The sequence below is a fragment of the Rothia nasimurium genome (assembly GCF_004569295.1).
GTDB classification, from domain to species: domain Bacteria; phylum Actinomycetota; class Actinomycetes; order Actinomycetales; family Micrococcaceae; genus Rothia; species Rothia nasimurium_B.
This window is the reverse complement of sequence record NZ_SPQC01000041.1, coordinates 1-24,080: the sequence shown is the minus strand read 5'-3', so window position 1 is coordinate 24,080 and position 24,080 is coordinate 1. Positions and strand designations below refer to the sequence as shown.

Genomic DNA, 24,080 nt, shown 5'->3' with positions numbered 1-24,080 from the left:
GCGTCTTGGGTTGCTTGGTGGAATGCTGGTCGGTTGCATCAGGGTCTTGGTTATCGGACTCCGCAGGAGGTGGTTGATGGTGCTTTAGTGGTCTTATAATTGTCGGAACTAAAGCCAGTACATATCAGAGAGATATAGAACCAACAGGCCCCGCTCCCTCTACATAACGCCTACCCGCCGAAACTGTACTCAGCATCAGGCTCGCCGGTAATACGATTGCGCAGGTCACGGCGGACAATTTCAATAGACCACATCCACACAATATGACCAAAGAACTCCGAAAAATGTTCTCCAAATGGCTGATTCCACGGCGCAGGCACCAACCCCATAGCTGGCATAAGCACCACGTGAAAGGCAACGTACAGCAGGATACCTACAGCGGCACCCTGCCACAGCTTGACCATAGGCCAGTACTCAGCAATTAGGCAGTATGCCACCGCAAAGAAAATTGCAAATGCAAAATGTATAGCAAAGCTCCAGTAGGATAGCTCATTCCCCAAGAAAGAATAGGTGGCGTGAGATGTCTCGGGAGACATCCCCAACATCTCCAAAAGTGCCTGCGGAGGGTTTGTGGCATTGCGTTCAGGGGTGCGCGGCGGGAAAGGAACCTCCCAGCCGAACTTAACAATGCCGGAGAAAATACCAGCGATAAGACCTACCAAAGCAGCGGTTCCCCAGCGCCTGCGAACAGGGTTGGTAATAGTGGTGATGGAGAGCGGGCTAGACAGTTCAGATCCGGGACGGCGGTCGGGAGCAATGACGTTCATGAGCAGGTTTCCTCGAGCTTACAAGACTTGAATTGAAAGGAACCTACGTGAATCAGCGCTTAGTGTGTGAATTTGTAGAATCCCTCTAATTAATTATTATCGAGCTACACATCTCTTACAAATAGTAGCCTGTCCATGTTTAGCAATTTACGATCCTAAAGGCAATGCTACTGCTCCGAGTCTTTCAGCGCTACCTGAAGTTATATGGAAAGTCCCCGCAAGAGCCCAGTCTGCACTTGCGGTTGACAGTTCCTCCGAAGATCCACAGTAAGCGTTTAACCAAAAAACATTAAAAGCCATACTATATACAGGATAAATTCTATTTGCCGTAGCATCATATGTATAAGGACCCGTATACTCTGTCATATAAGCTTGCCACTTAGTTTCATCACTAAAATCAGTACCATACTCAGAACGATTAGCTACAGTCCCGGCTGGTAGAGTAGAAGAATTCTGATAAACCCTAATAGCTCTATTTATAATAGTTGAGTTTACTGCATTAACCGTAGCGTTGGAGACTTCGACTGGAAGCGACCAGTATTCTGTATAGCTTTTCATCTCATCAACAACAGTTGTTGGATAATTTTCTAAATTTATTAGGCTGTTTCCATTTACTGCAATGTTTGTTCCATCTTCGCCAATAATAGATGCTCCAATTGGCTTTATATCAACAGGCGACGATTTAGGTAACCAAAAGTAAAAACGCAATGAATCAACTGCTTGACTGCTATCAGAAAGAGACATATAAATCATGCGACTTCCAGCATTGGTAAGTCGACTACTAACAACACTCTTTAGCACATAAGGTGCCTCCGCATCTGCGAGAGCTTGATCGGTGCATGTACGATTACTGGCGAGTCCACCTCCCAGAATATTAAACCCAGTAAAAGTACGTGTAGAAGCAGCATAGGCAGGAAGTGTTGTTGTAGCAAGTGCCACAGGTGCGGTCCAAGCTGTGCCTTTGGCTAGTTTTCTACGGGATATGTTTAGACATGGCTTAAAACCTCACCAAGTTAGTATATTTACATAAAATCATAATGCTTGAATTTGATAGACTACCACAAGGTGCACCTAACAGTCCAATGGCTACAAACAGTACAACTGGCAAGTGTCGCATCTTAAATCAAAGATTATTTGGGGTTTGAGGCTTATTCAGATGAGCCCCCCCCCGCTTCCCGCCGACCAGATAACGATTCCCATCAGGAAGCAACCTTGAGGATAAGCCATCACAAACATCCTCAAAGCTACACCGGTGAGACCGTTGCACAGCAGGGGTCTACCTCATCAAACTGCTAGAAGCTCTACAGACGAACCCTATCTGGTGCAAAGCTAACAGCAAACCCAGTAAACAAACTTGAACTAGATTTTGTGCTCTATCACCGACACGACCTAACCGAGGAAGTCCCGGCAGAGTTCTTCAGCGTATCCCAGCCAACTATTTTAAGAGTCATCAATCTTATTGAAACAGCTACGTTAAAGATTCTAGAACTGGTAATCAAACCGCTAGAACAAGCGATACAAGTAACAGGTTCTTTGGTTATTTGCTGGAATGCCCACACCTACCTGGAGCTAGCCATTTGCTAGAATAAACGAACTTTTTCAGGCAAGCTTATTACACAAACTGGCTTCGGCCATCAGGATATCTGCACCATCGACGGCAAGCTCCTAGCTATTACAGGCCCTTTGTCTAGGATTGACATAATATTTTACTGTCAGAGCTCATAAAGTTAAAAAGTTAAGCTGCTAGATGCTTCTACTCTGCCTGATAAGGGCTAAAGGTCTTGCTACTCCTGTTGAGCCTGGCTCTAAGCAACAGTTGACTGATAAACAGAGGCGAAATCTGGTATTGAACCTGTTGAGGTCGATGGGGTTGGTCTTCTTGTATACAAGGTTCCCTTATGACTAAGCCTCAGTTTTCGAAGACAACAAGTATGCTACCTTGTTGTCTTCGAAAACTGAGGCTTAGTCATCAGGAGAAACTAGCCTACTTGTTAGCGAAAATCTCGCGCATGAGCTGGGCGGCCTCTGAAGGAGTCTTACCCACCTTCACGCCAGCGGCTTCCAGGGCCTCCTTCTTAGCCTGGGCGGTGCCAGATGAACCGGAAACAATCGCACCCGCGTGGCCCATGGTCTTACCCTCGGGAGCGGTGAAGCCCGCAACGTAGCCAACAACGGGCTTGGTAACGTTAGCCTTGATGAACTCAGCAGCGCGCTCCTCAGCGTCACCACCAATCTCACCAATCATAACGATAGCTTCGGTCTCGGGGTCAGCCTCGAAGGCCTCGAGAGCATCGATGTGAGTGGTGCCGATGATGGGGTCACCGCCGATGCCGATAGCGGTAGTGAAGCCGATGTCGCGCAACTCGAACATCATCTGGTAGGTCAGGGTACCTGACTTAGAGACCAGGCCAATCTTGCCCTTACCGGTGATGTTAGCGGGGGTAATGCCCACCAGGGACTCACCGGGGGTAATGATGCCGGGGCAGTTGGGACCGATGATGCGAGTAATCCGCTTACCGTCAGCGCCGACCTTGCTCTTGGCGTAGGCCCAGAACTCAGCGGTATCGCCTACAGGCACGCCCTCGGTAATAACGACAACCAGGGGCACCTCGGCGTCGATAGCCTCGATAACGGCGTCCTTGGTGAAGGCCGGGGGGACGAAGACGATAGAGACGTCTGCGCCGGTCTCCTTGACAGCTTCAGCAACGGTGCCGTAGACGTTCAGCTCAACATCGTTACCGGCTGCGTCCTTGTGAGAAACGGTGGTGCCAGCCTTACGGGCGTTGACGCCGCCCACAATCTGGGTCCCAGCGGCGAGCATACGGGCGGTGTGCTTGGTACCTTCACCACCGGTGATGCCCTGAACGATGACCTTGGAGTCCTTGTTCAAAAAGATAGACATTGTAAAAACCTTCTAGTAATAATCAGCGGTGATTTATGCGGTGTGGGCCAGCTCGGCTGCCTTGTCTGCGCCGGAGTCCATGGTCTCTGCCTGGTGAACCAGCGGGTGGTTAGCCTCAGAGAGAATGCGGCGGCCCTCATCAACGTTGTTGCCGTCCAAGCGGACGACCAGGGGCTTGGTTGCCTTATCACCCAGGATTTCCAGGGCCTTGACGATGCCGTTAGCTACAGCGTCGCAGGAGGTGATGCCACCGAAGACGTTGACGAAAACAGACTTAACCTGCTCGTCGTTGAGGATGATGTCGAGGCCAGCTGCCATCACCTCAGCGGACGCACCGCCACCAATATCGAGGAAGTTAGCGGGCTTGACGTTGCCGTGGTTTTCACCAGCGTAGGCAACAACGTCGAGGGTAGACATGACCAAGCCTGCACCGTTACCGATGATGCCGACTTCACCGTCGAGCTTGACGTAGTTGAGGTCGTTTTCCTTAGCCTTAGCTTCGAGGGGGTTCTCGGCTGACTTATCGACCAGGGCCTCATGCTCGGGCTGGCGGAACTCAGCGTTATCGTCGAGGGAGACCTTGCCGTCCAGGGCCAGGATCTTGCCCTCGCCGGTCTTGACCAGCGGGTTGACCTCAACCAGGGTAGCGTCTTCCTTCTTGTAGACCTCGCCCAGCTTGACCAGCACGGCGGCGACGTCCTCGCGCACGTCCTCAGCGAAGCCAGCGGCCTCAACAATCTCGGCAGCCTTTTCGGCGGTGATGCCCTCCATGGGGTTGACCTCAACCTTGGCCAGGGCCTCGGGGCGCTCGGCAGCCAGGGTCTCAATGTCCATGCCACCTTCAACGGAGCACATGGCCAGATAGGAGCGGTTAGCACGGTCAAGCAGCATGGAGAAGTAGTACTCTTCAGCGATGTCTGCGCCCTGAGCAATCATCACGCGGTGGACGGTATGGCCCTTGATGTCCATGCCCAGAATCTGCTGGGCGTACTCGTAAGCCTCATCAGCGGTCTTGGCGACCTTCACGCCACCGGCCTTACCGCGTCCGCCCACCTTAACCTGGGCCTTGACTACGGTGACGCCACCGATCTTCTCAGCTGCTGCCTTTGCTTCTTCAGGGGTGGTAGCTACGATGCCCTGGAGCACGGGGACGCCGTGCTTCTCAAAGAGATCGCGTGCCTGGTATTCAAACAGGTCCACAGGGATTCCTTCTTCGTCGAAGTCATGCCAGAAAGCGGTGCTCCCGGCGTTTACATGTACGAAGTTCGGTGCCCGCCCCATTGCGAGAGCTGGAGCACACAAAGCTTCTCCACAAAGAAACTTTAGCGTACTTGCCTATAGGGGTGCGAACTTATTTCCCTCTGAATGAAACAAACCTGTCAGTTACGGCCGGCGCTCCCCTGCCGGGCCTATTTGACCTTCTCGCAGGCGTCCAGAATATTGACCAGGAAGGGAGCGGTATCGGAGGCGCGGGGCACCACCAGGTACTCCAGCTCATCAATACGCCAGAGCATAATACGGGCCTCAGCCACGGTGCAGGACAGGGCCTTGCCCGGGTCGAAGAAGTCCGGCGGGAAGTCGAAGTGCACGACCTCATCGATGACGTCCGCCGCAGCAACCCCGCTCAGGTTCAGCACGGTGCGGTTGACCGAAACATCAAGGACCAACCCCTCATCGCGCCCCAGGGCCGCGGTGAGCGCGCGCCCCAGTTTTACGGCGTCCACCCTAGTCACCACCAGATACACGCCCTCTTCAACATACAGGCAGGCCACAACCTGGCGGGTACCGTAGAGCAGATGCAGGGCGGTCGCATCGCCCGTTACCTGCCCGCGAGTAGTCGGTAGGGCGGCGCCCAGCACCTTCTCAATGCGGCGGGCAGCGTCGGTCGAAGGATCAATTTCAATACGAAAAAGGAAGAGATCAGATATCTCCTGGAGCTGCACGCGGGTATCGGTCACCTCATCCATTGCCTCCACAAATTCTTCGGCGATAGAGGGAAGGTTAGAGTCGTGATCCATTGTCGTCCTTGAGCGAATCGGGCAGAAAAGAGCCCGGCACCACGGGCGGTACCGGGCTTCTTATATCTTAGTCGGTCTTTTTAGTCAGCGGCGCGTAGCGCAGCAGGAGTCGTTTCTCTTCTTTGGCGAAGCGCACCTTGACAACGGTTTTATCGCCGGCCCCTTCAACCGCGGTCACGCGGCCCTCACCAAAGCTGGTGTGCTCAACACGGTCGCCGACCGCGAGCGCCGGAATTTCCTTGTTCTGCTGCACGCGGGAAACCTGCCGGGCTGCTGCCTTGAGTCCGTAGGTGGAAGACCCGTTGACTTCGCTGGTGGACGGTTCGGCAGGACGCCGCCGCTCGGCCGGTTCATCAAAGCGGCTGGAGTAGGTGGAGGACCCGTACGAAGAACCGTACCCGCTCGATGAGCCGCCGCCGCGGTTGCCTGCCCAGCCGCCGCGTCCGCCCGCGTAAGCGCCTCCGTAGCCGCTACCGGAGTAGCCGCTAAAGGAGAAGCCGGTGCGCTTCCAGTCAATGAGCTCTTCGGGGATCTCTTCGAGGAAGGGCGAAGGCGGGTTGAACTGGCTCTGCCCCCACATGGAGCGGTTCTCAGCGCGGGTGAGGTAGAGGCGTTCCATGGCTCGGGTCAGACCCACGTAGGCCAGGCGACGCTCTTCGCTCATCTCTGAATCGTCGGTGAGGGCCCGTTGGTGGGGGAAGAGGCCGTGTTCCATACCGGTCAAGAAGACAACGGGGAATTCTAGGCCCTTGGCGGTGTGCAGGGTCATGAGGGTAATGACGCCCTGGGAGCGGGCTTCTGCAACTTCAGCTGCAATCTGGGCGGCAGACGGCCCGCCCTCCTGCTCGGCCTTGGGCTTGTTGGGGATCTGGTCGGCATCAGCGACCAGGGCGACGTGTTCGAGAAAGTCCTCCAGGGTAGCGCCTGCGTTGTCGATTTCGAACTCGCGCACGGCGTCCACCAGCTCGGAGAGGTTCTCGACGCGGGATTCGTCCTGAATATCCTTGGACTCGCGCAGGGCTGCCAGGTAGCCGGTCTGCTCCAGCACGGCTTCGAGGCAGGTGGCTGCTGACTCGGTGGCAGCGAGCTGGGCCAAATCGTCAATCATCTGGGCAAAAGCAGCCATCTTCTTCACGGCGGCAGCGCCCAGACCGGGTACCTCACTGCCCTGGCGCAGGGCAGCCATGAAGGAGATACCGGTAGCGCGGGCGTGATCGGCCACCACGCTCTCAGACTTAGCGCCGATACCCCGCTTAGGCTCGTTGAGCACGCGGCGGACGTTGATGTCGTCATCGGGGTTCACCAGCACGCGCAGGTAGGCCAGGGCGTCCTTAATTTCCTTGCGCTCGTAGAAGCGGGTACCGCCGACCACGCAGTAGGGCAGGCCCACGCGCATGAGCATTTCTTCGAGTGTGCGGGACTGGGCGTTGGTGCGGTAGAAGATCGCCACGTCGCCGGGGGCGGTGCCGTGCTCATCGCGCAGGCGGTCAATTTCCTGGACGATGTAGCGGGCCTCAGCGTGCTCGGATTCTGCCACATAGCCGGTGATTTTGGCACCGTCGCCGCTGGCCGTCCAGAGCTTCTTGGGGCGGCGGCCCTTGTTGCGCTCAATCACGGCATTCGCCGCAGAGAGGATGTTCTGGGTAGAGCGGTAGTTCTGCTCCAGCAAGATGGTGTGGGCCGCCGGGTAGTCTTGCTCAAAGTCAGTGATATTGCGAATATCAGCCCCGCGGAAGGCATAGATGGACTGGTCAGAGTCACCCACCACCGTCAGCTCAGCGGGCGGGTAGGCGTCGGGGTAGGGGCCGTTATCGGCGGGGCCGGTCTCAGGGTGCAAAGACGCCGCACCCCCCACCAGCTGCCGCACCAGCTGGTACTGGGCGTGGTTGGTGTCCTGGTATTCGTCAACCAGGATATGGCGGAAGCGACGGCGGTAGTACTCGGCTACCTGCGGGTGGTTCTTCAGAAGGTTGACGGTCTCGAAAATGAGGTCGTCGAAGTCGAGAGAATTAGCTGCCCTCAGGCGCTCGGTGTAAGCCGTGTAGACCTTCGAAATCACACCTTCCCAGGGGTCAGTGGGGCTGGTCTCGGCTGCGAACTGTTTGGCGCTGACCAGCTCATTCTTGAGATTAGAGATACGGTTGCCTACCACCTTGGCGGTGAACTTCTTGGTATCAAGGTTCATCTGCTTGATGATGAGCGTCAGCAGGCGCTGGGAATCAGCTGAGTCGTAGATGGAGAAGGTCGATTTGAGGCTCAGGGCCTTAGCCTCACGCCGCAGCACCCGCACGCAGAAAGAGTGAAAGGTCGAAATCCACATGCTCTGGGCCCGCGGCCCCACCAGGGCGGTAATGCGCTCGCGCATCTCGGCTGCTGCCTTGTTCGTGAAGGTAATCGCCAGAATCTGCCCCTGGTGGGCACGGCCCGTAGCCAGCAGGTAGGCAATGCGGTGAGTCAGCACGCGGGTCTTGCCAGACCCGGCACCCGCCACAATCAGCAGCGGGCTGCCCACATGCTTCACCGCTTCAGCCTGATGCTCATTCAGACCCGCCACCAGCGTCTCGGGATTGACGCTGGGGGCGGGGCGGGCGTCCTCAAAATCAGGCATAAACCCGCCCACCTGGTAGGCAGGGGGCACAAAATCATCGGCCGGAGGAGCCGCATCGTAGAAGGGGGCGAAAGGAGGCTCGTCAAAGAAAGGCTCCCCCTCAGGCGCAGCAGAGCGCGGCGGGGCGGGCGCTGGCATAAAATCGTCGTCATCAAACATAGAAGAACCCTCCAAAGATCAACCGTCAACTCCCCATTTTAGGCGAGAGGGCCACAGCCCACACCCGATTGAGCTGACAGATAAGATAGACAGCATGGGTCTTTCAAAAGGTCAGAAGAAACGTCTCTACGGCGAAAATACGCAAGCACACTCCCCCGCGCCGTCCGCAGCTCAGGCGGGGCGGACGTCCGCGCCCCCTCGCGGGCAAGGGGCAGGACCGCGCGTCGTTACCGACTACAGCCGGGCAGAGCTCGCCGCCGAGCCGGAAAAGGGCGGGGGTTCCTATATTTTCTTGGGCGTTGCCTTTGTCGTGACGGTGCTGTTTTTGCTCTACTACTACTTCATGCTGCTGCCGGGGGTGTCGTCGGCTGGCGGTGCGACTGCCCCAGAACTCATGCTGCGTTTCGATGCCCAGCACCTGCAGACTGTAGCGGCGGGCCTAGGTGTAGAGGGTTTGCAGGCCTACCAGGTGCTCCACCGTTCAACGGGGCTCATTCTGCCCCTGATTTTTGCTTTCACCTGGTGGAATATGGTGCGAGCCTCCAAGTTTGACCTGCTGGTGGGCCGGCTGATGCTGACCCTGCCGGTGGCCTACGCTTTTGTATTCATTGCCGGTGGTTTTGCCGTTGATTCAGCCCTAGCCGACCCGCTGGGCGGCGCTACCGCGCTCGCTTCTCTTCTCATGACGGCCCGCTGGGCGCTGTTCGTACTCTGCCTGGTGCAGCTGGGGTACCTGGCGCTGCGACTGGTCAGAAGCAAGATGGACGCCTTCGCCCGCGGCGAACTGCCGGGGCAGTGATGCTGGGCTAGCGTCCCGCCCGCCCGCGTCCGCCCCCTCGAAAAGTGCAAGTGCCTGTGCAAAAGTGACAGGCACTTGCACTTTTTAAGCGGCAGCTAGTCGCCGCACTTCATGCCGTAGCAACAGACGAACCACGTGCTGCGGGCGGTGAGTGAGGTCTTCATAGGTGATTCGCAAGACCTTCCAGCCCTCGTTCTCTAACTCGCGCTGTCGGAAGAGATCTTGCTGTCGCTGTTCGTCAAAAGACCGATAAGCCCCGGTGTACTTGATACGACCGTCCACCTCGAGAATAAGCCTGAGATGCCGCCACATAAAATCAGGACGATAGCGGCGGCCGCTACTCGTAACCACCCACCGCTGCAAGGCGGGCAGCTCAAGATTTTCAAGCACCATCAGAAAATACGCCTGAGATTCTAGCGGTGATTCGAGCTCGGTCGTCAGGCTCCGCGCCAGGGTACGAGCTTGCTTCGCGCCGCGGTCTGAGACGGCCAGTAGCGCATCGTGCAGCAGGTACTGGTTGCACAGGTTCTGGTGGAGAAAATAGTGTGCAACCGTCACCGTGGTGAGCGCCCACTGGTGACCGATACAGCTCAGGACGGTGTCTATAGGTGAGAGAACCGTGAGGCCCTGGTGCTCCTGCGCCCTGTTCATTGCTTCAGCAGGAGTGACACACCGGCGAATGCCCTGCTGTTTACCGCGATCGCGCCAGGGGCTCGCAAGGTAGATATGAGAGGGGAGTTCAAGGAGGGGTGCTCCCCATGCAAGAGCAGCGGACGTGCGTGTGAGGACGGCGTGTGAGCGGGTTTTGCTCACCGCTATATGGTGTATCAGGGCACGCTCGGTAGGGGTTGCCTGGGCGAGAGTCTGGGTTTTGATGTAGGCGCCCTGTCTGAGACGGACTAGCTCTTTGGATCGCACCGCGTCACTAATTTTGCGACTGGTCAGGCCTTGCAGGCGTAGGTCACCGGTGAGAAGTACTGAGTTATATAGGTGCTGGCTCATGATGTATAGGGTGACTAACTCTTAGGTGTTGACGCTAGCCCTGTGGACGCAGGGGCTGGTTAGCGCGTCTTAATGCCGCAGGAAAAGTGCATATGCCGTCGACTTATCCACAGGTACTTGCACTTTTCGGGTGGCTTACAGGTTTTCGTGTAAACTGGTGGGGTTGCGCCCTCGTAGCTCAGGGGATAGAGCACCGCTCTCCTAAAGCGGGTGTCGGACGTTCGAATCGTCTCGGGGGCACAAAAAGAGAGGGTATGCCATACTGCGCGAAGCGCTGGCATACCCTCTCTTTTTGTGCCCGCCTGGGGGCGTTAGTTGCGGGTTTTCTTTTTTCGGTAGGCTAGCCGAGAGATGACAAGACCGAGGACGATGCCGATGCCGCCGGTGATGGAGACCCACATGGCTGCGTGCCCGACGAAGATGGCGATGATGAGGCCGAGGACGATGCCGGGTACGGCGCCGGCTACCATTCCGATGGCCATGTAGGTAAATTCTTGGTCGGATGAACCGGATGGGCTTTCGAATTGGGGGCTGTTTAACTTCTGCGACATAGTTCCAATCCTAGCTGTGCCTTCTGCCGGAGTCGAAAAGAGGGTATAAAAAATGCGCCCCAGCTGGTCGTCTGGTGCGCATGCGCAAACGTAGTGTTTGCGGGGGATCCATACCGTGTGATGTGTGGTAGGAATTCTTATCTTCGTTCTTCAGTAGGAAGTTGACCAGCTACTGAATAAACGTCACCGGCTGGGGCAGTTTTTACTGCCCCGTACCGTGTGAGAAGTCTTAGATGCCAGCGGTGTAGTAACCGTCGACGGGCATGAAGCCGCCACCGTCAACAGCGGTCAGCTGGGTGCCCTGTGAGGGGTTGAGAGCTGAGATCATCTGGCCGTTGCCGACGTAGATGCCTACGTGTGCGTAGCCGTTGGTGAAGACGATGTCACCGGGCTGGGGGTTTGAGGTAGGGGCCAGCTCGGTTGCCATGGCGTAGGTGTAGGCGGTCAGGTTGATGCCGGCCTGTGCGTAAACGTAGGAGACGAAGCCTGAGCAGTCCCATGCCTTGTAGGTCTTGCCGCCCCAAACGTAGGAGCCGCCGATGCCGTCGTAGGCAGCTGCCAGGACGGTTTCGCGAGCGGTGGACAGGTCAACGTTGCTGGAAACCTCGGTGGTGACGGTTGAGGTGGTCTCAACTGCGCTGTTTTCAACTACGGGAGCAGTTTCGTAGCCCCAGGTGTTGTAGTTGTAAGAGTGTGAAGCCAGTGCAGGTGCTGAGTGGGCGGGTGCTGATACTTCAGCTACTGCGAATGCGTTTGCAGGTGCAACGGTTGCGGCGAGCATGGCGCCTGATGCTGCAACGATACCTGCGGTGCGTACGATGGTTGACTTAGCCATTTTGTTTTCCTCCATTGCCGAACGAGGTGAGCTGTCGGGTTCGAGCATGAAGTTCGCTCGGCCGCAGAATCTGCGACTTAACCCCTAGGGTTCTCGGTGGAGAGCCCGAAAGGTGGGTCCCCCGCTTCTGCCGTGATGTTATTTTGTTTGTTTTCCTGTGAACAGTGGCAGAACTAGGCGGTGCTGTTCGTAGGGTGCTAATCCGACCAGTGATGAGCACGGAATAGAACATTACACAGCCTAGGCTGGTTTGTCACGCTTTGGTCACGATTTTGTTGCAAGACCCCCGGAATGCAAAGCAGGGTGATTAATTTTTTGGCTTTCAGGACGCGTCCAGCTGGGGCTTATGGGGCACATAGAGTTAGCTTTGACAAGGGAAAATAAAAAAACTTTTAAAGCAGCCCCGCAACACCCTCCCACCGGCCTCCTATCAGAGTTTTACCAGTCTTAATTTAACTGAGAAGCCGACCACTTAAGGCCCCACACCCTCTCTATATCCCTCCACAATCTCTCATCCGGCCCCCTATCAGCACCTTACGCAACACTAAAAACAGCTTTCCCCCTCAAAACATCACAATTTGATAACAAAAAAGGTGCCCACCAACCAGGTGGGCACCTTTTTCGTTATCAAACTGTTATCTTTTGACGATAATCGCTTCTGCTACTTCAGCACTGAGCGTCAGCGCTTCGTCCTCACCGTCCGCGTGAACCAGCACGGAGCCGTCCTTATTACCCAAAATCGATACTGTTGCACCGTAGACGATGCCAGCATCGCCCAGACGCTTCAGCAGCTGCACGTCGGTCTGAATAAACTCAGGCAGACGAGACACGGTAAAACGATCATCTTCAGACGAGTCGCGGCCCGCAATCGACATGGTGACGGTGCGTCCGTCGTTCTCTTCACTCTCGGCGCCCAGCTCTTCCAGGCCGGGAATCGCGTTGCCGTAGGGGGAGAACTTGGGCTCATTGAGCAGTTCCAGCAGGCGGCGCTCCACGCGTTCACTCATAACGTGCTCCCAGCGGCAGGCCTCTTCGTGGATGTATTCCAGGTCAAGACCAATCACGTCAGCGAGCAGGCGCTCAGCTAGACGATGCTTGCGCATCACATCCACTGCCTTCTGTCGCCCTTCTTCGGTGAGCTGGAGGGAGCGGTCACTGGCGACAGTGAGCAGACCGTGGCGTTCCATGCGTGCAACGGTCTGAGAAACGGTGGGGCCGGAGTGCTCTAGGCGCTCTGCGATGCGGGCACGCATGGGAGTGATGCCCTCTTCCTCAAGCTCCAACACGGTGCGCAGATACATTTCGGTGGTATCAATGAGGTCAGTCATGCCTTCTTGAATCTCCTTGGGCCAGCCCGCACGGTGCGCGGGTTGTTAGGTGCAGTGGTTTTGCCCTTAATTGTATGCGCTACCAGGTCGAGGAGGCGTTTACTCTCTTCAAGAGCTGAAATTGTTGCACTCCGTGCCGGGCACACGCTGCTTGTAGCGCCGTCCGCCCCCATCACCCCCCCCTGCCCGAAGCTATCTCACTATATAAATTTATTCCCCATATTTTGGGCCGGTGCGGGGTGCTTGAGGGCCGCGGGGCCCACGCAGGTTGCACAATAGAAACAGCAGGACGCCGGCGGCACCCCCTCCCTCACATCAACGCATAGCCGCCCCGGCACATGTGCTGCTCATGTCTAGGAGATATTCAGTGACCACTTTTCCCGTGATTCCCACCGAGATGTTACCTGCCGACGGCCGTTTCGGCGCTGGCCCCTCTAAGGTACGCCCCGAGCAGGTTGCTGCTGTTTCAGCTGCCGCCACCACCCTGCTAGGCACCTCCCACCGCCAGGCGCCGGTCAAGAACCTAGTCGGTGAGATTCGCGAGGGCCTGTGCGCTTTCTACTCTGCCCCCGATGGCTACGAGGTGATTCTGGGCAACGGTGGCGCCACCGCGTTCTGGGATGCCGCGACCTTCGGCCTGGTTGAGAACAAGGCTCAGCACCTGACCTTCGGCGAGTTTGGCTCTAAGTTTGCTTCAGCAACCAAGGCGGCCCCTTTCCTGGCCGATTCCACCGTTATTTCTTCTGAAGCTGGCACCCGCCCCGAAGCCCGTGCTGAAGAGGGCGTAGATGTTTATGCCTGGCCCCACAACGAAACCTCAACCGGTGTTTTTGCCCCCGTGGCCCGCCCTGCCGGTATCGCCGATGATGCCCTGGTGCTGATTGACGCTACCAGCGCTGCCGGCGGCCTGGATGTTAACGTGGCCGAGTCTGACGTCTACTACTTCTCACCCCAGAAGAACTTTGCCTCCGACGGCGGCCTGTGGCTGGGTCTCTGGTCACCGGCGGCGATTGAGCGCGCCGAGCGTATCGCCGCTTCTGACCGCTGGATCCCCGATTCCCTGAACCTGGTTACTGCCATTAGCAACTCCCGTCTCAACCAGACCTACAACACCCTGGCTCTGGCCACCATGATTATGCTCAATGAGCAGATTAAGTGGATGAATGAGCAGGGCGGTCTGGCTTTTGCAGCAACCCGTACCGCTGATTCTGCAGGCCGTGTCTATGCCTGGGCCGAGGCCAGCGAGTACGCCACCCCCTTTGTGACTAACCCGGCTGAGCGCTCCAACGTCATCGCTACCGTTGATTTTGATGAGAGCATCGATGCCGCTGCTATTGCTCAGGCTCTGCGCGCTAACGGTATCGTCGATACCGAGCCCTACCGCAAGCTGGGCCGCAACCAGCTGCGTATTGCCACCTTCACCGCTATTGACCCCGAGGACGTTTCGGCTTTGCTTGCCTGCATCGACTACGTGGTCGAAAAGCTCAAGTAGTTGTAGCTGCGCAAAGATAAGGACGCCGCTCCCCCCCCCGCTAACCTGCCACCGGGCAGGAAGGCGGGAGGCGGCGTCCTTCTTTTCTTAATCTTTAGCGGGGTTCTTGCAGGTCGATTGCTGCTGTGACCGGGGGCGGCTCCCGGTCAGGGCTCTCAGCGGCTTCAGGGCGTGGACGCAGCACCAGGCGGGTGCGGGCCTGCCTGTCGTAGTTCAGGTGCAGGTGCTTATATTTCATGATCCAGATCAGCCCGATCAGGGCCGCCAGAAAACCGGAGGCAGAGGCAACGCCCAGACCCCAGCGAGCGCCGAAGACGTCGTTGACCAGCCCGACCAGGGGTGAGCCGATAGGGGTACCCCCAATAAAAACTGCCATGTACACGCTCATAACCCGCCCCCGCATGGCAGGCTCAGTTGTTACCTGCACGTAGGCGTTTGCTGAGGTGATGATGGTCAGTGCCATCAGCCCGAGCGGAATCAGGGCCAGGGCAAACAGCCAGAGGTTGGGGGCGAGCGCCGCCAGCAGGGTTGCCACGCCGAACCCTAGGCAGGAGGCAAACATGAACCACATGCGTGGGGTATCCCGCCGAGCAGCTAGCAGGGTGCCTGCCACCGAGCCGATGGCAACAACGGAGTTCAGCAGTCCGAATTCGCCCGCGCCCTGCCCGAATTCGGTGGTGGCCATAGCAGCAATATTGAGGGCTGTATTTAGGCCGAAAGTACCAATCAGGAAGGCTGCCACCATCACCACGATCATGTCGGGGCGATGTTTGAGGTAGGTAAGGCCGTCCCGCACCCGGTTTTGAGCGGCGGACGACCGCGGCAACTGCCGTAATTCATTCTCACGGATAGCTACGATTGCCAGAATCATAGCTATAAAGGTCACTGTGTTCAGCAGGAAGACCGGCCCGGTGCCCACCGCAACAACCAGCAGACCGGCAACCGCCGGCCCGATCATGCGGGCGACGTTGAAGGACATGGAGTTGAGCGCTACGGCATTAGGCAGGTCTGCGTCTGAGACAAGTTCTGAGACGAAGGTTGACCGAACCGGAGAGTCCAGGGCTGAGACGATGCCCAGGGCTAGCGCGAAGAGGTAGACGTGCCAAATAGCAACATGGCCCGATAGCACCAGGAGCCCCAGCCCGAGGGCCAATAGGCCCATGATGCTCTGGGTCCATAGGAGAATTTTTCGCCGATTGCCCCTATCGGCAAGCGCCCCGGCATAGGGGGCTAGGAAGAGGGGCGGGGCGAACTGCAGAGCGATGACGATACCCATCTGGGTAGAATCGTGGCTTGAGAGGTCGTTGAAGACCAACCAGTCCTGGGCGGTGCGCTGCATCCAGGTACCGATGTTAGAGACAAGGGCACCAATGAACCAGAGACGGTAGTTAAAAATCCACAGTGAGCGGAAGGTTTTGTTCCTCCCGTTCACGGGCTGGGGTTCTCGTCTCTGGGTGGAAGTCATTCAGCGCTGGCACCGTCCTGGGCGTCTTCGGCGAAGTTCTCTTCGACAGCTTCAGTGCTGTCCTCGTTCTCTGAGGGCACGTCGCTGTAATCTACGTCCTCGTGGTCGTAGTCTTGCTCTTCCTGGTCTTCGGGGAGCAGGCGGTCGGCCCAGGGCACCCAGGCCGGGGCAAGCAGGGCGTCATCGCCGGGCAGGAGGCCAATTTCGCAGACGGTTGCGACCTTTGACCGGGGAGCGCGTGAGAGGGTGGCAAACCAGAACCAGCCCCGGTAACCCGGTAGGGTGCACTCAAAGAGGTGGGTGGTCAGGCGCTCTTCTTCACCGCGCAGGTGGTGGACGGGGCCGATAGAGTTTTCGGGTGCGATATCAGCTAGGCCCGCGAGGGCAACATCTTTGGCAGCGGCAAGGACGGCATCGACCTTGCTAGTACGGCGGCGGCGAGTGGGCTCGCCCAGGATAGGTTCGGGGGCGAACGCCGGGGCCTGCTCGGCAGTCTCAAGGCCGGGCTGCTCGTAGCTTTCTGCGCTCGAAGCGCCGGGGGCCGTTAGCTCGTCTTTTACCTCTTCAGTCATACTCCTATTAAAGCAGGCCGGTGGGAGGTGTGGTCACCGCTCTTCCTCGCGGCGTAATACCGGTGCTTCTTTAGGTAGGTATAGCTGGCCTTGATAGCGTAGATGTATGTCTTCTGAACGAACCGAAATTCCTGAGCTTCCCTACGGCGGAGCTATCCGGGCGCTGGGGCTTGTGGCCGGCGTCCTCATGCTGGTGGGAACCGTCTGCGGCGTCACCATGCTCCTGCTCAAGTGGGCTACCGGGCAGGCACCAAGTTTTTTGAGCCTAGCTCCCCTGCTCACCCTGCCCCTGGCTTTCCTTGCCCTCTTAGGGGCACTCTTCCTTACCCTGCTCCGTCGTCGGGCTAGCTAAAACCGGGCTTTAGCTGACGGCGTATTTACTGCCTTTTCCCAGCATGACTAAAGCAAACTCAGCAGAACATACAGCTCCACACAGCTAGTGCACAGGTAGTAAGCGCACAATTAAAAGCGTGAATACCAAAGAACCTGAAGCAAAACTGCTGGTCGTCGACGACGAACCCAACATTCTAGAGCTCCTCGCAACCTCCCTGCGTTTTGCGGGCTTTGAGGTTGTCACCGCAGCCAACGGCCGTGAGGCCCTTGAGAAGGCTGAGACCGAGTCACCCGATTTGGCCGTACTCGATGTCATGCTGCCCGATATGGACGGCTTCACTGTCACCCGTAAGCTGCGTAGCTCCGGCCGCCTCTTCCCCGTCCTCTTCCTCACCGCTAAGGACGACACCGAAGACAAGGTCACTGGCCTAACCGTAGGCGGCGACGACTACGTCACCAAACCCTTCAGCCTGGACGAGGTTGTGGCCCGCATCCGCGCCGTCCTGCGCCGCACCCAGCCCCACGTTGAAGAAGATTCCCGCCTGCGCGTGGACGACTTGGTGCTGGACGACGATGCCCACGAGGTCTTCCGCGGCGATCGTGAAATCGACCTTTCCCCCACCGAGTTCAAGCTCCTGCGCTACCTGATGCTCAACCCCAACCGTGTGCTCTCTAAGGCCCAGATTCTGGATCACGTATGGGAATACGACTTCAACGGCGATGCCTCCATTGTGGAGTCCTACATCTCCTACCTGCGCCGCAAGATTGATAACGACCAGGACCTACCCCCGCTGATTCATACCAAGCGCGGCGTCGGCTACCTGCTTCGTACCGCTAACAAAAACTAAGGGGTTACGAGTTTGCGCTCTCGTCTCTCTGTGCACCGGCTGGGTTCGCTGTCCTTGCGAACCCAGCTCGTGCTTTTAACATCTATGCTGCTGGCCCTGGCTATCTCTGTGATGTCTCTGGTCGCGATTTCAGCGATTCGAGCCAAGATGATGGATCAGCTCGATGATGAGATTACTGCCAGCTACAGCTACCTGGTCACTGCGGTCTATGCCGACCAGCAGCTGTCACAGACCCAGGGGACTTTCATTCCCTATGAAGCATATTTACTAGATAGCGACGGGAATATCGTGAGGCCGGTGGCAACACTGGCCGATGAGTCGTCCTCCCCCGTCATCTCTGGTCTGACCGCTGATAACGTCAAGCGCTACAACAAGGCTGCGCTGACGGTGCGGTCAGCCAGCGGCCACACTGAATGGCGACTGATCGCCTTCCCGGTTGAGGACACCAACCAGACCCTGGTGATTGCTGCCCCCCTGACCCAGATCAACCAGACGGTAGCTATCGTGGGCGGTCTCACCATGCTCTTTGGTGTAGCCACCCTTCTTGCCTCCATCGCGCTGACCTGGGTAATTGTCACCAGGGCCTTTGAGCCCCTCGCCCGCGTAGAACAGACCGCAGCCCAGATTGCCGCAGGCGACCTCTCCCAGCGTATTGAGAACTACAGCCCCTACAACGAGATTGGCCACCTCACCACCTCTTTGAACACCATGCTCTCGCACATTGAAGAGGCCTTTGACGCCCAAAAGCGGTCAGAGGTGAAGATGAGGCGTTTTGTGGGCGACGCTTCGCACGAGCTTCGCACCCCGCTAGTGTCGATTCGCGGTTATTCTGAGCTCTACCGTATGGGCGGCCTACCCAACGATGAGGCCGTGGCGATGGCTATGGACCGCATTGAGTCAGAGTCTAAGCGCATGGGCCAACTGGTAGAAGACCTCTTGACCCTGGCTCGTCTCGACGAGCGCCGGGTTGCCGAGAATGCCCGGGTAGACCTGCTGAAGCTAGCTACGGACGCCGCTAATGACGCCTTCGCCTCGGCCCCCGACCGCACCATCGAGGTGGTGGGGCTAGAGGGAGCCGAAGCCCTCACCTCCTTGGTCTGGGGCGACGAGCAAAGACTGCGCCAGGTCATCGCCAACCTGATGACCAACGCCCTGCGCTACACCCCGGCGGGCTCCCCGATTGAAATTGCGGTCGGGTCGGTGCCGGGTGTTGACGGCACCTGGACGTCCGTGCTCCAGGTCCGCGACCACGGCCCGGGTATTCACGGTGAGGACGCCGAGCGCGTCTTTGAGCGTTTCTACCGGGCTGACACCTCACGCACCCGTGAGACGGGTGGAACCGGTCTGGGGCTAGCAATCGTCGCTGCGATTGTAGGCCAGCATGACGGCACGGTGCGGGTTGAAGAGACAGAAGGCGGCGGAGCTACCTTCACTATTCGCATTCCCCAGTACAGTGACCATACCGGCCCTATTCCGCTTGCAGCGGGTGAGCAGGCCTAGACCAGGTCTTATTCTGGCGCTCTAGAAGTTTGGTCGGGGCTTTCTTGCCCTCGGCAGCTTGCTGCGCCCCTGGTGCAGAGGCCCTGTGGATAGCCGCTAGAAGCCGTCATAGAGACGTCATCACTGCACCATATTTTTCTTCTAGAGGTGTGCAAAACCCCGCTCTGGCAGCTCGACTGCCGGGGCGGGGTTTTCCACAGGCACTCTTTTGCTTCCGGTTAGAGCTAGCTCCCCCGTAGGCTCAAAGGCATCAGGTAGCCCACCCTATCGGTACCTGATACCCCTTACATACCCCCTGTTCAGAGGAGAGCCCCATGGCCCAGTTCAATGTCGATGCAGACCTCATTGCCAGCAAATCAGCCCAGGCCCGCGCCCAGGTAGAGACCATCGTTTCTGAGGTCAATGCCCTCACCGCCTCACTCCAGGACCTTCAGGGGTCGTGGACGGGCTCGGCGTCCGCTAATTTCCAGGGCGTGCTCGGCCACTGGCGAGCTACCCAGCACCAGGTGGAAGAGTCGATTGCCCAGATCAACGAAGCGCTCTCACGAGCAGGCGTGAACTATTCAGAAACTGAGATGGCGAACGCTGCCATGTTTGTGGGTTAGTCTCTCGTTGTGGTGTCCTGGCGGTAGCGGAGCTTCCAGCTGCCGCCGGTGAGCACCCAGGTGCTTGAGCGGAGCAGGGTTCCTCGTGCCGTAGGTACCTTCGACACCAGTAGAGCAGCATTCTGCCCCAGAGCAACCGAAGAAAGAATCTCAGGTGTTCCTGTTGCCGCACAGGCCCGCTCCCGATAGGCCAGGACGGTTGCCCAATCTGTCACCTGGCCGGTCGGTACGACCCAGGTAAGCTCAGGGTGTATCAGAGCCCCTACAAGCTTTTCTGACCCGTAAATAGAGGGCTTGAGCATCTGCTCTTCGTGAGCCAGGGCCTCGGCTACGGGGTCTAAATCGCTCTCGGAAACCTGCGGTGCCAGACTCTGTTCCGAGCCCCTACTATGTGGCTCAAGGCTTGCACTGTTCGCGGAGCTAAGACCATGCTTAGATTCCAAGCCGGGCCCGGTCTCTACCGGGGTGCCGTCGCGGTAGGCTTGGGCTGCCCGGTTAGCCCGTTCATCAGCGGCCTCGTTCAGAGGGTGGCCGGTATGCCCCTTCACCCACTCAAAGGAGTAGCTCCGACCCTGGATGGCCCGGTCAAGGGCCTGCATCAAATCAACGTTGAGCACAGGCTTACCGTCGCTTTTCTTCCAGCCCTTTTTCTTCCAGCCGGGCATCCACTTGGTGATGGAGTTGATGGTGTACTGGCTATCGCAGATAACATGCAGGTGCTCATCTGCCCGGTCTGCGGTTGCTTCAAAGAGGTCGAGCACTGCCTTCAGTTCACCCATATTATTGGTACCGTGCTCCCAGCCACCGGCTGCCCAGTTGTCCCTATCGATATACCAAGCCCAGCCAGCGGGCCCGGGATTACCCAGGGCAGAGCCGTCGGCGGCAGCGATGATTTTTTCGGTCATAGTCCTCGAACTTTCAGGTTGCAGGCGCCTTTTATTCTACGCGCTGCCTCATCTGGGGCGTCACCGCTAGAATGGTCATCATGGTTCACCCTTCAGCTTCCGCCGGGGCAGCGAGCGCCCAGCTCACCCTTTTTAGTATGCCCGCAGAGACCCTCCGCACGGGTCACGGGGTGAGTTGGCTGGCTTACGTCGGTGTTGAGGAGCAGGTGAAGGCCGCTGAATTCAAGAACCCGGACGAAGCGCTTGCCTTTGCTGCCCAGCACACCCTCATGCGGTGTATGGCGGCGACCCTACTCGGGGTTAAAGCGACGGCGGCCGCAGATATCGCAGTAGACCGCACCTGTCTTTTATGCGACAGTGGACAACCCCACGGCAAGCCACGTATTGAAGGAGTCAACCTCAGCATGGCAAGGGCCCTAGGGCTGGCGGCCGGGGTAACCGGCCCGGCAGGGCTCAGTATAGGGCTCGATCTCATTACTGTGCGCGGTAGCTATTACGATAGCTTCGACCGCATCGCCCTCGCCGACTACGAAAAGCGGGTGGTGGCGTCCTTACCTGCCGCGGAGGCAGCCCTGGCAAGGCACCTGCTCTGGAGTGCCAAAGAAGCGGTACTCAAGGCTACCGGCTACGGCCTGGCATTAGCACCCAGCACCGTTATGCTGGCGTTGCCGCCCCTACCCGCCACGCTGGAAGAAGCCCACGGGCTTACGGCAAGATCCTCGGTACAGCTACCCGGGGAGGCCGAACCCCGCACCTACTGGGTGACCTGGCAGGTCCACGAGGGCACCTACCTACTAGCTATTGCCAGCAATCAGCCCCACACGCTCACCAGCCACAGGGTTACGGCGCCGCTCATGGTGCGCCGGGCGCTAGAGCAAGAAATGCACTAGAGCTATAGGGAGCCCAGATTAAGCCCCAGGGCCCGGGCGAAGGTCCCCAGCTTGGTCGCGGTCTCAGCGTGCTCGTTAGCCGGGGTGGAATCTTTCACAATACCGGCGCCAGCAAAAAGGGTAGCCTCTTGCGGCGCAACCTCAGCACAGCGCAAGACCAGGTACCAGCTCCCCTGCCCGTAGGCGTCCATATAACCCATCAGCCCGCCGAAGAAGCCCCGGTCAAAAGGCTCTAGTTCTTCAACCAGATCCCGGGCCAAGTCTGTAGGTGTGCCGCAAATAGCCGGGGTGGGGTGGATAGCCCGAGCTGCCTGCAGCGACGAGACACCGGGGAGTAGCTGACCGGTGACCGGCGTACTGAGGTGCCAGAGCTGGGGTGTAGAAATAAGTGAAGGTGCAGCGGGCACATCCATCTGCAGGGTAAGAGCCTCTAGCCGCTGGCGGATGTCGTTAACCACCGTTGCGTGTTCAGCCCTGTCTTTAGCAGACCGCATGAGAGCCTCACCGATTTGGGCATCGTCGGTGCTCCCCGGGGCAGCAGTTCGGGCAGCGGAGCCAGCCAGGGGGACAGTTCGAAACGCGCTCCCCTCCGTCTGAAACACCAGCTCGGGCGAGGCGCCCATAAGGTAGTTGCCGTTGGGCAGCTGAGCGCTAAAAACGGTAGCCCGCTGCTGCTGGGCACGCAGGGTATCAAAGAGATGGGGCAGGTTCAGTTCTTGCTCGTACTGCACCCGTAGCAGGCGGGCCAGGACGACTTTATCAAGCTGGCCCCGGTTCATCAGCTCAACGGCATGGGCGACGGCTGCCCGGTACACGTCGCTGTCAATTCCCTCAACCAGGGCAGGAGCCGGCTGTTCCACCGTGTCGTCAGTGGGCAGGGGGATATCTTCTCGCACCCAGCGGTCGGGAACGGCAAGCTGGGCCGGAGTAGCCGGGTCAAAAGGTATCAGCCCCACCACCGCAGAGCCCCGGCACTGGGCCAGGCTCAGGGCGTCTGCCTCAGCCACCGGAGTTAGGGCGCCTTCGGCCCGCACCACGGTAGTGCCTTCAGCCAGCATAAAAGGCGAAGGCAGGGCAGGGAGCTGAGGCATTTTACTTTCTTTCACACTTATTCGGGGGCGCGGAGTTAGGCTTCTTTCACCCTAGTACACAGGCCTGATGAGAGCCTAAAAACAGGGCAGGTTAGCGGCGGCGCTTAAGCAGCATAATCGTCTCATAGTGGCTACTGTGCGGGAACATGTCCATCACTTTCCCCTGCATGGGCTCCATCGACGGCATGCTTTTGAGGTCTTTGACGAGAGAACGCAGATTGCAGCTTGAATAGATGACCTGGTCGATACCGCTGTTCTCGATCCAGCGAGAAAGCTGCAGCCCCAGGCCCCGGCGGGGCGGGTTCACAATCAGCATCTCGGGTACCTGGCCGCTACTGGTGGCGTAGTCGGGGGCGTCCTGGGCAATGAACTGTAGACCCGTTAGACCGCGTTCAGCGACGGTGCGCTGGGCAGAGGCAATGGCTTCACTACTAATTTCAATACCGGTCACGGTAGCCCTCGGCGGCATGACCGCTGCAGCGTGCAGGGCGAAGCCCCCTACCCCGCAGTAAAGGTCCCAGAGGCTGCCCGGTGCTGCTTCGCTGATCCAGGCCTGGGCCTGACGGTACAGGGCAGCTGCGATGGGGGTGTTGGTCTGGAAGAAGCTCTGGGGGCGCAGGTGCAGGGTCATATCGTTGACCTGCATGGGCAGGGTGGTGCGCTCGGTCAGAATAATCTCTTCGTCTCCCTCGACCAGGGCAACGTGTTCGCGCAGCAGGTTGACGCTCACCACCGCAAGCTGGGGTAGCTGTTCGTGGAGCCAGGGCAGTTCCCGTTTGAGCGCAACAATGAGTTTTTTGGAACGCAGAACAAAGCGGACCATCAGTTCGCCGCTATTTGAAGCGGTCACCAGAATGTTTTTCAGTTCCCCTTTGCGCTTCTGGACGCTGTAGGGGGTAAGGTCAGCCCGTCGAATAAGGTCAGCAAGGACGGGTATGGCCCGGCTAATTGCGGGCAGGTAAAGCTGGCAGTCGGTGAGGTCAATGCCCTGCCCCTGCCTATCGAGGATACCGAGGGTGGGCTGCTGGGAGGTTCCGCCTATAACCAGCTTGGCCTTGTTACGGAAGGCTTGGTCTGCGCTTGCTACGGGTGGGAGCCAGCTGAGGCTGCCCCAGGGTTCGAGCAGGGTCTGGGCGTCATGCTGTTTACCCGCTAGCTGGTCGGCATAGGGGGTTTCAAGCAGGGAGCATGAGCGGCAGAGGCCGGCATCGAAGTAGTGGCAACGCATAGCTTCACTATTTTACAGCCCCGGCCACCGGGTGAACTAGCCCCCGAAAGTTGGACTGGTTTAATCCTAGACCGTCAGGGCTGCCAAAGCCTGGCTCCGATACCCCATCGGAGCCAGGCCCTTTAATCGCTCCTGAAGCCTACCGTTGTTATACCAATAGATATAGTCATCAACCGCCTGAC

At 58.1% G+C, this 24,080-nt stretch carries 23 protein-coding genes, 1 tRNA gene and 1 riboswitch; of the genes, 8 read left to right on the top strand and 16 right to left on the bottom strand.

Going from position 1 to position 24,080, the window contains the following annotated elements:
• Window positions 1–170: 170 nt before the first annotated feature.
• The 6 genes from E4U03_RS10180 to pcrA form a co-directional block, all read right to left on the bottom strand.
• Window positions 171–767, bottom strand: coding sequence for a YagU family protein (locus E4U03_RS10180; protein ID WP_135013542.1), 597 nt, complete (start codon window positions 765–767; stop codon window positions 171–173).
• Between the two features lie 147 nt (window positions 768–914).
• A complete protein-coding gene (locus E4U03_RS10175; protein WP_135013540.1) occupies window positions 915–1,706 on the bottom strand; it encodes a hypothetical protein in 792 nt (263 codons plus the stop codon).
• 1,045 nt (window positions 1,707–2,751) lie between these two features.
• Entirely contained in the window at window positions 2,752–3,669 is a 918-nt protein-coding gene (gene sucD / locus E4U03_RS10170) for a succinate--CoA ligase subunit alpha (RefSeq protein WP_135013538.1), read from the bottom strand.
• A gap of 33 nt (window positions 3,670–3,702) precedes the next feature.
• Entirely contained in the window at window positions 3,703–4,869 is a 1,167-nt protein-coding gene (gene sucC, locus E4U03_RS10165) for an ADP-forming succinate--CoA ligase subunit beta (protein ID WP_135013536.1), read from the bottom strand.
• Between the two features lie 209 nt (window positions 4,870–5,078).
• The gene (locus tag E4U03_RS10160) at window positions 5,079–5,687 is read right to left on the bottom strand and encodes a sarcosine oxidase subunit gamma family protein (protein ID WP_135013534.1); all 609 of its coding nucleotides are present in this window, start codon (window positions 5,685–5,687) and stop codon (window positions 5,079–5,081) included.
• A gap of 67 nt (window positions 5,688–5,754) precedes the next feature.
• Window positions 5,755–8,454 (bottom strand): DNA helicase PcrA, encoded by a 2,700-nt coding sequence (pcrA, locus tag E4U03_RS10155; RefSeq protein ID WP_135013532.1) that lies wholly within the window; start codon window positions 8,452–8,454, stop codon window positions 5,755–5,757.
• A 94-nt stretch (window positions 8,455–8,548) separates the two neighbouring features.
• On the opposite strand from pcrA, the gene E4U03_RS10150 reads away from it, so the two are divergent.
• The gene (locus E4U03_RS10150) at window positions 8,549–9,253 is read left to right on the top strand and encodes a hypothetical protein (RefSeq protein ID WP_135013530.1); all 705 of its coding nucleotides are present in this window, start codon (window positions 8,549–8,551) and stop codon (window positions 9,251–9,253) included.
• Window positions 9,254–9,337: 84 nt separating this feature from the next.
• Here E4U03_RS10150 and E4U03_RS10145 read toward each other — a convergent pair whose 3' ends face one another.
• Complete coding sequence (locus tag E4U03_RS10145) at window positions 9,338–10,255, bottom strand: endonuclease domain-containing protein (RefSeq protein ID WP_135013529.1); 918 nt, start codon at window positions 10,253–10,255, stop codon at window positions 9,338–9,340.
• A 167-nt stretch (window positions 10,256–10,422) separates the two neighbouring features.
• Here E4U03_RS10145 and E4U03_RS10140 point away from each other — a divergent pair.
• Window positions 10,423–10,495, top strand: a tRNA-Arg gene (locus E4U03_RS10140).
• A gap of 71 nt (window positions 10,496–10,566) precedes the next feature.
• On the opposite strand, the gene E4U03_RS10135 is transcribed toward E4U03_RS10140, so the two are convergent.
• The 3 genes from E4U03_RS10135 to E4U03_RS10125 all read right to left on the bottom strand — a co-directional run bounded on the left by E4U03_RS10135 (window position 10,567) and on the right by E4U03_RS10125 (window position 12,969).
• A complete protein-coding gene (locus E4U03_RS10135; protein ID WP_135013527.1) occupies window positions 10,567–10,806 on the bottom strand; it encodes a hypothetical protein in 240 nt (79 codons plus the stop codon).
• Window positions 10,807–11,035: 229 nt separating this feature from the next.
• The gene (locus E4U03_RS10130; RefSeq protein ID WP_135013526.1) at window positions 11,036–11,641 is read right to left on the bottom strand and encodes a C40 family peptidase; all 606 of its coding nucleotides are present in this window, start codon (window positions 11,639–11,641) and stop codon (window positions 11,036–11,038) included.
• Window positions 11,642–11,645: 4 nt separating this feature from the next.
• Window positions 11,646–11,790, bottom strand: a riboswitch (cyclic di-AMP (ydaO/yuaA leader).
• Between the two features lie 486 nt (window positions 11,791–12,276).
• Entirely contained in the window at window positions 12,277–12,969 is a 693-nt protein-coding gene (locus E4U03_RS10125) for a metal-dependent transcriptional regulator (protein ID WP_135013524.1), read from the bottom strand.
• 349 nt (window positions 12,970–13,318) lie between these two features.
• On the opposite strand from E4U03_RS10125, the gene serC reads away from it, so the two are divergent.
• Window positions 13,319–14,461 carry a phosphoserine transaminase gene (gene serC / locus E4U03_RS10120; RefSeq protein ID WP_135013522.1) on the top strand — a complete coding sequence of 381 codons (1,143 nt, stop codon included), beginning with the start codon at window positions 13,319–13,321 and terminating at the stop codon, window positions 14,459–14,461.
• Window positions 14,462–14,555: 94 nt separating this feature from the next.
• Here the strand turns inward: serC and E4U03_RS10115 are convergent, their stop codons facing one another.
• Both E4U03_RS10115 and E4U03_RS10110 read right to left on the bottom strand, forming a co-directional pair.
• Window positions 14,556–15,893 (bottom strand): MFS transporter, encoded by a 1,338-nt coding sequence (locus E4U03_RS10115; protein ID WP_245207719.1) that lies wholly within the window; start codon window positions 15,891–15,893, stop codon window positions 14,556–14,558.
• 29 nt (window positions 15,894–15,922) lie between these two features.
• Entirely contained in the window at window positions 15,923–16,498 is a 576-nt protein-coding gene (locus E4U03_RS10110) for a DUF3027 domain-containing protein (RefSeq protein WP_228066164.1), read from the bottom strand.
• A gap of 106 nt (window positions 16,499–16,604) precedes the next feature.
• On the opposite strand from E4U03_RS10110, the gene E4U03_RS10105 reads away from it, so the two are divergent.
• The 4 genes from E4U03_RS10105 to E4U03_RS10090 all read left to right on the top strand — a co-directional run bounded on the left by E4U03_RS10105 (window position 16,605) and on the right by E4U03_RS10090 (window position 19,784).
• Window positions 16,605–16,850, top strand: a complete 246-nt coding sequence (locus E4U03_RS10105; RefSeq protein WP_135013518.1) for a hypothetical protein — start codon at window positions 16,605–16,607, stop codon at window positions 16,848–16,850.
• A gap of 118 nt (window positions 16,851–16,968) precedes the next feature.
• Window positions 16,969–17,679, top strand: a complete 711-nt coding sequence (locus tag E4U03_RS10100) for a response regulator transcription factor (RefSeq protein ID WP_135013516.1) — start codon at window positions 16,969–16,971, stop codon at window positions 17,677–17,679.
• Between the two features lie 84 nt (window positions 17,680–17,763).
• Window positions 17,764–19,179 (top strand): sensor histidine kinase, encoded by a 1,416-nt coding sequence (locus tag E4U03_RS10095; RefSeq protein WP_135013544.1) that lies wholly within the window; start codon window positions 17,764–17,766, stop codon window positions 19,177–19,179.
• 314 nt (window positions 19,180–19,493) lie between these two features.
• Window positions 19,494–19,784, top strand: coding sequence for a WXG100 family type VII secretion target (locus E4U03_RS10090; protein ID WP_135013514.1), 291 nt, complete (start codon window positions 19,494–19,496; stop codon window positions 19,782–19,784).
• Here the strand turns inward: E4U03_RS10090 and E4U03_RS10085 are convergent.
• Window positions 19,781–20,689: a ribonuclease HI family protein gene (locus E4U03_RS10085; protein ID WP_135013512.1), complete on the bottom strand. Its 909-nt coding sequence runs from the start codon at window positions 20,687–20,689 to the stop codon at window positions 19,781–19,783. The genes E4U03_RS10090 and E4U03_RS10085 overlap by 4 nt on opposite strands.
• An 80-nt stretch (window positions 20,690–20,769) precedes the next feature.
• Here E4U03_RS10085 and E4U03_RS10080 point away from each other — a divergent pair, with 80 nt between their 5' ends.
• A complete protein-coding gene (locus tag E4U03_RS10080) occupies window positions 20,770–21,579 on the top strand; it encodes a 4'-phosphopantetheinyl transferase family protein (protein WP_167752399.1) in 810 nt (269 codons plus the stop codon).
• Window positions 21,580–21,581: 2 nt separating this feature from the next.
• On the opposite strand, the gene E4U03_RS10075 is transcribed toward E4U03_RS10080, so the two are convergent.
• From E4U03_RS10075 to E4U03_RS12915, 3 genes are all read right to left on the bottom strand, one after another.
• A complete protein-coding gene (locus E4U03_RS10075) occupies window positions 21,582–22,670 on the bottom strand; it encodes an isochorismate synthase (RefSeq protein ID WP_135013508.1) in 1,089 nt (362 codons plus the stop codon).
• Between the two features lie 91 nt (window positions 22,671–22,761).
• Window positions 22,762–23,898 carry a 23S rRNA (uracil(747)-C(5))-methyltransferase RlmC gene (gene rlmC / locus E4U03_RS10070; RefSeq protein ID WP_135013506.1) on the bottom strand — a complete coding sequence of 379 codons (1,137 nt, stop codon included), beginning with the start codon at window positions 23,896–23,898 and terminating at the stop codon, window positions 22,762–22,764.
• A 66-nt stretch (window positions 23,899–23,964) separates the two neighbouring features.
• Window positions 23,965–24,080, bottom strand: a 116-nt coding sequence (locus E4U03_RS12915) for an IS3 family transposase (RefSeq protein ID WP_135011154.1), incomplete at its 5' end; no start/stop codon positions are given.

Bases quoted from the DNA above. Each gene is read 5' to 3' on its own strand.
- E4U03_RS10180 (WP_135013542.1), bottom strand. From the start codon at position 767: ATGAACGTCATTGCTCCCGACCGCCGTCCCGGATCTGAACTGTCTAGC.
- sucD (WP_135013538.1), bottom strand. From the start codon at position 3,669: ATGTCTATCTTTTTGAACAAGGACTCCAAGGTCATCGTTCAGGGCATC.
- E4U03_RS10160 (WP_135013534.1), bottom strand. From the start codon at position 5,687: ATGGATCACGACTCTAACCTTCCCTCTATCGCCGAAGAATTTGTGGAG.
- pcrA (WP_135013532.1), bottom strand. From the start codon at position 8,454: ATGTTTGATGACGACGATTTTATGCCAGCGCCCGCCCCGCCGCGCTCT.
- E4U03_RS10150 (WP_135013530.1), top strand. From the start codon at position 8,549: ATGGGTCTTTCAAAAGGTCAGAAGAAACGTCTCTACGGCGAAAATACG.
- E4U03_RS10145 (WP_135013529.1), bottom strand. From the start codon at position 10,255: ATGAGCCAGCACCTATATAACTCAGTACTTCTCACCGGTGACCTACGC.
- E4U03_RS10135 (WP_135013527.1), bottom strand. From the start codon at position 10,806: ATGTCGCAGAAGTTAAACAGCCCCCAATTCGAAAGCCCATCCGGTTCA.
- E4U03_RS10130 (WP_135013526.1), bottom strand. From the start codon at position 11,641: ATGGCTAAGTCAACCATCGTACGCACCGCAGGTATCGTTGCAGCATCA.
- E4U03_RS10125 (WP_135013524.1), bottom strand. From the start codon at position 12,969: ATGACTGACCTCATTGATACCACCGAAATGTATCTGCGCACCGTGTTG.
- serC (WP_135013522.1), top strand. From the start codon at position 13,319: ATGTCTAGGAGATATTCAGTGACCACTTTTCCCGTGATTCCCACCGAG.
- E4U03_RS10110 (WP_228066164.1), bottom strand. From the start codon at position 16,498: ATGACTGAAGAGGTAAAAGACGAGCTAACGGCCCCCGGCGCTTCGAGC.
- E4U03_RS10105 (WP_135013518.1), top strand. From the start codon at position 16,605: ATGTCTTCTGAACGAACCGAAATTCCTGAGCTTCCCTACGGCGGAGCT.
- E4U03_RS10095 (WP_135013544.1), top strand. From the start codon at position 17,764: ATGCTGCTGGCCCTGGCTATCTCTGTGATGTCTCTGGTCGCGATTTCA.
- E4U03_RS10090 (WP_135013514.1), top strand. From the start codon at position 19,494: ATGGCCCAGTTCAATGTCGATGCAGACCTCATTGCCAGCAAATCAGCC.
- E4U03_RS10085 (WP_135013512.1), bottom strand. From the start codon at position 20,689: ATGACCGAAAAAATCATCGCTGCCGCCGACGGCTCTGCCCTGGGTAAT.
- E4U03_RS10080 (WP_167752399.1), top strand. From the start codon at position 20,770: ATGGTTCACCCTTCAGCTTCCGCCGGGGCAGCGAGCGCCCAGCTCACC.
- E4U03_RS10075 (WP_135013508.1), bottom strand. From the start codon at position 22,670: ATGCCTCAGCTCCCTGCCCTGCCTTCGCCTTTTATGCTGGCTGAAGGC.
- rlmC (WP_135013506.1), bottom strand. From the start codon at position 23,898: ATGCGTTGCCACTACTTCGATGCCGGCCTCTGCCGCTCATGCTCCCTG.